We start from the raw sequence: 4852 nt of genomic DNA on the forward strand, positions 1-4852 counted from the left end.
CGAGGGCGACAAGCTCCACGAACTCTTCACCCGGACCCGAGCCATCCGGCGCGGCGTCGTCGAGGCCGGCCAGCACGTCCCGCCGGCGCCGGTGCAGGCGGCGGCATAGGCCGGCCCGAAAGCGGCCAGCCGAAACGAACGACGCCGCGCCGTCCCCTCCGGACAGCGCGGCGTCGCCGATCCCCTCGCACCCGGCGACCGGTCGCCGGGGCTCATGTGCCGGGTGTCAGACGGCTTCCTTGAGATCCTTGGAGGCGCGGAAGGCGATCTTCTTCGACGCCTTGATCTTGATCGGCTCGCCAGTGGCGGGGTTGCGGCCCATGCGGGCCGGGCGCTTGCGAACCTGCAGAATGCCGAGGCCGGTGATCCGAACCTTGTCGCCCTTCTTCAGATGCGTCGTCACCAAGTCGACGAGATCCTCGAGCACGGCGCTCGCCTGCTTCTTCGGCATCTCGTGCTTCTCGGCGAGGGTCGCCGCCAACTGGCGCAGCGACACCGTCGGAGTGGTCTCAGCAGCCGCCATGACGATTCTTGCTCCTCTGGTAACTCTGGTGATCGGGCGCGCCACGGGCTCGCGACGGCGCCGGGCGCGAGCGATACCAACATCGGGGCAAACATGCCACTGCAAAAAAGCCCCATTCCATCGGCAATCTCAGCGCTCCGGCCAGGCGATGCGCGGCAGCGAGAAGAGCCGCAGCGGCGCGGTTCCGACGGGCCCGGCGGATACGCGGCCGTCCTGGACGGAGAACTGCGCCGCCACCACCGCCCCGTCGCCCGAGGCCGCCGGCCGGGCGACCGCCGCCAGCAGGGCGCGGATGCCGAACGCCTCCATCCGCCCGAGCTGGCCCGCACCGACGAGCGCGTCGATCGCCGCGTCGTGCCCGGCCAGTTCGGCCGTCCCGGCCAGGATCGGCTGCAGGTCGCGGTCGAGGGCCGCGGTGAAGGCGCCCTCGACCCGCGCCTCGCCCCAGACGATGCGGAAATGCTCGACGTCGAGGGTGCCGCCGGCCCGGCGCCACGCCGCCAGGGCCGCCGCCGGCGGCAGGTCGGGGATGCGCTCGACCAGCGCGGCCTTGCCAGCGACGACGGAAATCTCCCGCCCCAGCGGGGCATCGACCCCGGCCGGCAGGCGGACCGAAGCCGCGGTGACCGAGGCCGCGAGGGCAGCCGGCCGGGCGGCGTCGGGCGCCACGCGCAGCCGGAGCGCGCCGATCGACAGGGGATCGCGCTCGACGCCGACGATGCCGCGCAGGTCGAGCACCAGCGTTCCGCCACGCGCGTCGGCGACGAAGGCGCCGTCGCCCGAGGCGACCGTCCCCTGCCAGCGCTCGCGCCCGGCCGCCAGCTCGAGTCGGCTCGGTGCCGGCACCGCCAGCTCCCATTCCGCCAGCCGCCAGGGCCGGGCGGTGGCGGTCAGCCCGTCGCCGCTCCAGCGGAAGGCAGGGTAGGACGCGGCCCGCGCGATCCGCGGTTCCGGCAGCGAGAGGCGGAAGGCGAAGGGAAACCCCGAGACCGACGCCGGGCCATGGGCGACGCGGACGCCGTCGGCGGCCATCGCCCCGGTCCAGGCCGGAAGGCCGGCCAGGATCCGGTCCGCGGTCCAGGTCCAGAACCAGGCGTAGCCGCCGAATGCGGCCGCGAGCGCCAGCGAACCGGCGAGAAGCAGGATGCGACTGCGACGGATCATGCCCCTTCCATACTCCCACCCGGCCGGCGATGCGACCACTTGCGGAGCCGGCGACCGCAGATACACTCCACCGCCACCCATGCTGCCACTCCGCGCCTGCTCCTCCGGACATTTCTGGGTCTTCGGCTACGGCTCCCTGATGTGGAACCCGGGCTTCACGCCGGCCGAGGTCCGGCCCGGCCTGCTGCTCGGCTACCATCGCCGCTTCTGCCTCTACTCGACCCAGTACCGCGGGACGGACGAGCGGCCGGGGCTGGTGCTCGGCCTCGACCGCGGCGGGTCCTGCCGCGGGCTGGCGCTGCGCATTCCGCTGCAGCAGCAGGAGGCGGTCAGCCGCGCGCTCTGGGAACGCGAGATGCTGAACGACGAGTACCATCCGCGCATCCTGCCGGTGCGCACGGCGGCCGGACCGGTTCCCTGCCTCACCTTCGTCGTCGACCGCCGCAACCGCTTCTACAGCGGCCGCCTGGCACCGGCCGAGACCGCCTCGATCATCGCCGGCGCGCGCGGCGACCGCGGGCCGTGCGCGGAATATCTCGACAATACCGTCCGCCACCTCGACCAGCTCGGCCTCGAGGACCGCTCGCTGACCCGGCTGCGCGAGGAGGTGCAGCGCCTGCTGCGCGTGCCGCCGGCCCGGCCCGCGGCGAACGAGGCCGCCCGGCCGCCGGCTTCCTAGGCACCGGCCGGACGAAAGGCCGCGCACCGCGCCGGATCGGTCTCGAGCCGTGCCGCGCCGATCAGGTCGAGACAGTAGGGGATGGCCGGGAAGACGGCGTCGAGCGTCATCGCGATGGCGGCCGGCCGCCCCGGCAGGTTGACGATCAGGCTGCGACCGCGGATGCCGGCGGTCTGGCGCGACAGGATCGCGGTCGGCACCTGCCGCAGGCTCTCCCGGCGCATCAGTTCCCCGAACCCCGGCATGGTCCGCTCGCAGACGGCCTCGGTGGCGTCGGGCGTCACGTCCCGCGGGGCCGGGCCGGTGCCGCCGGTGGTCACGACGAGCGCGCAGGCTTCGACGTCGCACAGCGCCACCAGAGCCGCCTCGATGACCGGCCGCTCGTCCGGCACGACGCGGCAGACCGCCTGCCAGGGCACGGTCAGGGCCGCCTCGAGCCAGGCGACGATGGCGGGGCCGCCGCGATCCTCGTACTCGCCGCGGCTCGCCCGGTCGGAAACCGTCAGGACGCCGATCCTCGCCATCGCCATTGCCCGCCCTCCGTCATCGTGACCGGCGGCAGGGTCGCACGCGCGGTGTGCGACCACATTGCGCTGGCACAATCGGCGATCGGCGCCGAGGCTGTCCCGACCGGACGCCGGCGCAGGAGGATCGCCCCCATGCCGCAGACACCATCCAGGCCCGATCCCGACATCCTGGGGCGACTGGCGCTGTTCGCCGGCCTCGGCGCCGGCGCGCTCCGCGACGTCATGGCCGCGGGACGGGTGCGCACGCTGGCCCGGGGCGACCGCATCTTCGTCCAGGGCGATCCCGGCACGACCTGCCACGTGCTGCTCTCCGGGCGGGTGAAGATCCAGCAGACGGGACCGGACGGCCGGCAGTCGGTGATCGCCTTCATCGGCCCCGAGGGGATGTACGGCACGCTCGCCATGTTCCTGAAGAGCGGCTATCCGGGCGATGCCGTCGCCGTCCTCGACGGCAGGGAACTCGTCTGGTCGGCCGAGACGATGCGCGGGCTGATGCTGCGCCATCCGGCGATCGCGCTGAATGCCCTGGCCATGCTCGGGAGCCGCCTCCAGGAGTTGCAGTCGCGCCTGGCCGAACTGTCGACGCAGCGGGTCGAGGATCGCCTCGCCCGCACCATCCTGCGTCTCGTCGAGCAGGCCGGAAGCCCGAGCGACAGCGGCGTCGCCGTCGGCTTTCCCCTGAGCCGGCAGGACCTCGCGGAGATGACCGGGACGACCGTCTTCACCGTCAGCCGGCTGCTCAGCACCTGGGAGGAACAGGGGATCATCGAGGGCGGGCACCGGCAGAAGCTGGTCGTCCTCGACCTGCCGGGCCTGCGGGCGCTGGTCGAGCCGGGAGGGCGCCCGCCGCCCGAGGGCGCCTGACCGCCGGTGCCGCTGCCCGCGCCTGGTTGCGCCCGCGCAAAGACCGCCGACGGCGGCCGGGCTAGAAGCAGGACGATCCGATTCCGATCATCGCCTGCCGACCGGAGGGCATCCATGGCGAGCAGCATCACCCAACGCATCGACGCCATCACGGCGATCGCGCCCGACTGGCGGCGCTGCGACCCGCCGGTGCCCCGCAGCGTGAAGATCGAACTGACGGCGCGCTGCAACTTCGCCTGCAGCTTCTGCGCCCGCTCGGCCCGGCTGCGCGACCAGCGCGACATGGACCGCGCCCTCTTCGAGCGCCTGCTGCTGGAGATGCGACGGGCCGGCGTCGAGGAGATCGGCCTCTTCTATCTCGGCGAGTCCTTCCTCTGCTCCTGGCTCGAGGAGGCGATCGCCTTCGCCAAGGACGAGTGCGGGTTCCCTTACGTCTTCCTCACCACCAACGGGTCGCTGGCCACGCCCGGGCGGCTCGAAGGCTGCTTCCGCGCCGGCCTGGATTCGCTGAAGTTCTCGTTCAACTATGCCGACGTCGAGCAGTTTTCGGCGGTGGCGCGGGTGAAGGCCGGCCTCTTCCGCAAGATGATCGCCAACATCGTGGCGGCGCACGCGGTCCGCGACCGGGTCGCCGAAGAGACCGGCCGCCGCTGTGGCCTCTACGCCTCCTACATCGAGTATGACGGCGAGCAGCGGGCCCGGATGGCCGAATCCGTCGACGCGGTCCGGCCCTATGTCGACGAGGTCTACGCGCTGCCGCTCTACAATCAGGCCGACCTCGTGACGGCCGAGGAGAAGGCCCTCGGCTGGCAGCCGACGGCGGGCAACCGCGGCCGCGTCGGGGCGCTGCGCGAGGCGATCCCCTGCTGGTCGATCTTCACCGAGGGCCACATCACCTGGGACGGCCGGCTCTCCGCCTGCTGCTTCGACCATGACGGCCGCTTCCACATGGCCGACCTCACCCGGACGCCCTTCGCCGAAGGCTGGAACAGCGACCGCTTCCAGAGCCTGCGGCGCGCCCATCTCGCGCGCCGGCTGGAAGGTACGCCCTGCGCGACCTGCGTCGTCCTGAACTGACGGGCCTGAACTGACGGG

Annotated in this window: 6 protein-coding genes; 3 read left to right on the top strand and 3 right to left on the bottom strand. The window is 72.8% G+C overall.

Features of this window, described 5'->3' with window-relative positions:
- Positions 1-226: 226 nt before the first annotated feature.
- Positions 227-523 carry an HU family DNA-binding protein gene (locus ACE3Q3_RS12535; RefSeq protein WP_374446535.1) on the bottom strand — a complete coding sequence of 99 codons (297 nt, stop codon included), beginning with the start codon at positions 521-523 and terminating at the stop codon, positions 227-229.
- A 129-nt stretch (positions 524-652) separates the two neighbouring features.
- Positions 653-1687 carry a DUF2125 domain-containing protein gene (locus ACE3Q3_RS12540; RefSeq protein ID WP_374446538.1) on the bottom strand — a complete coding sequence of 345 codons (1035 nt, stop codon included), beginning with the start codon at positions 1685-1687 and terminating at the stop codon, positions 653-655.
- 79 nt (positions 1688-1766) lie between these two features.
- Between ACE3Q3_RS12540 and ACE3Q3_RS12545 the strand changes: the two genes are divergently transcribed.
- On the top strand, positions 1767-2366 hold the full coding sequence (locus ACE3Q3_RS12545) for a gamma-glutamylcyclotransferase (protein ID WP_374446540.1): 600 nt from the start codon (positions 1767-1769) through the stop codon (positions 2364-2366).
- Here the strand turns inward: ACE3Q3_RS12545 and mog are convergent.
- A complete protein-coding gene (gene mog, locus ACE3Q3_RS12550) occupies positions 2363-2896 on the bottom strand; it encodes a molybdopterin adenylyltransferase (protein WP_374446542.1) in 534 nt (177 codons plus the stop codon). The genes ACE3Q3_RS12545 and mog overlap by 4 nt on opposite strands.
- A 129-nt stretch (positions 2897-3025) precedes the next feature.
- On the opposite strand from mog, the gene ACE3Q3_RS12555 reads away from it, so the two are divergent.
- Together ACE3Q3_RS12555 and ACE3Q3_RS12560 are read left to right on the top strand one after the other, a co-directional pair.
- Positions 3026-3757 carry a Crp/Fnr family transcriptional regulator gene (locus ACE3Q3_RS12555; protein ID WP_374446545.1) on the top strand — a complete coding sequence of 244 codons (732 nt, stop codon included), beginning with the start codon at positions 3026-3028 and terminating at the stop codon, positions 3755-3757.
- A gap of 114 nt (positions 3758-3871) precedes the next feature.
- Entirely contained in the window at positions 3872-4834 is a 963-nt protein-coding gene (locus ACE3Q3_RS12560) for a radical SAM/SPASM domain-containing protein (protein WP_374446548.1), read from the top strand.
- The last annotated feature ends 18 nt before the right edge of the window (positions 4835-4852 follow it).

The sequence above is a fragment of the Allostella sp. genome, from assembly GCF_041913585.1.
Taxonomy (GTDB): Bacteria; Pseudomonadota; Alphaproteobacteria; order ATCC43930; family Allostellaceae; genus Allostella.

Coding starts and splice junctions, on each gene's coding strand:
- ACE3Q3_RS12555 (WP_374446545.1), top strand. CDS start 3,026: ATGCCGCAGACACCATCCAGGCCCGATCCCGACATCCTGGGGCGACTG.
- ACE3Q3_RS12540 (WP_374446538.1), bottom strand. CDS start 1,687: ATGATCCGTCGCAGTCGCATCCTGCTTCTCGCCGGTTCGCTGGCGCTC.
- mog (WP_374446542.1), bottom strand. CDS start 2,896: ATGGCGATGGCGAGGATCGGCGTCCTGACGGTTTCCGACCGGGCGAGC.
- ACE3Q3_RS12560 (WP_374446548.1), top strand. CDS start 3,872: ATGGCGAGCAGCATCACCCAACGCATCGACGCCATCACGGCGATCGCG.
- ACE3Q3_RS12535 (WP_374446535.1), bottom strand. CDS start 523: ATGGCGGCTGCTGAGACCACTCCGACGGTGTCGCTGCGCCAGTTGGCG.
- ACE3Q3_RS12545 (WP_374446540.1), top strand. CDS start 1,767: ATGCTGCCACTCCGCGCCTGCTCCTCCGGACATTTCTGGGTCTTCGGC.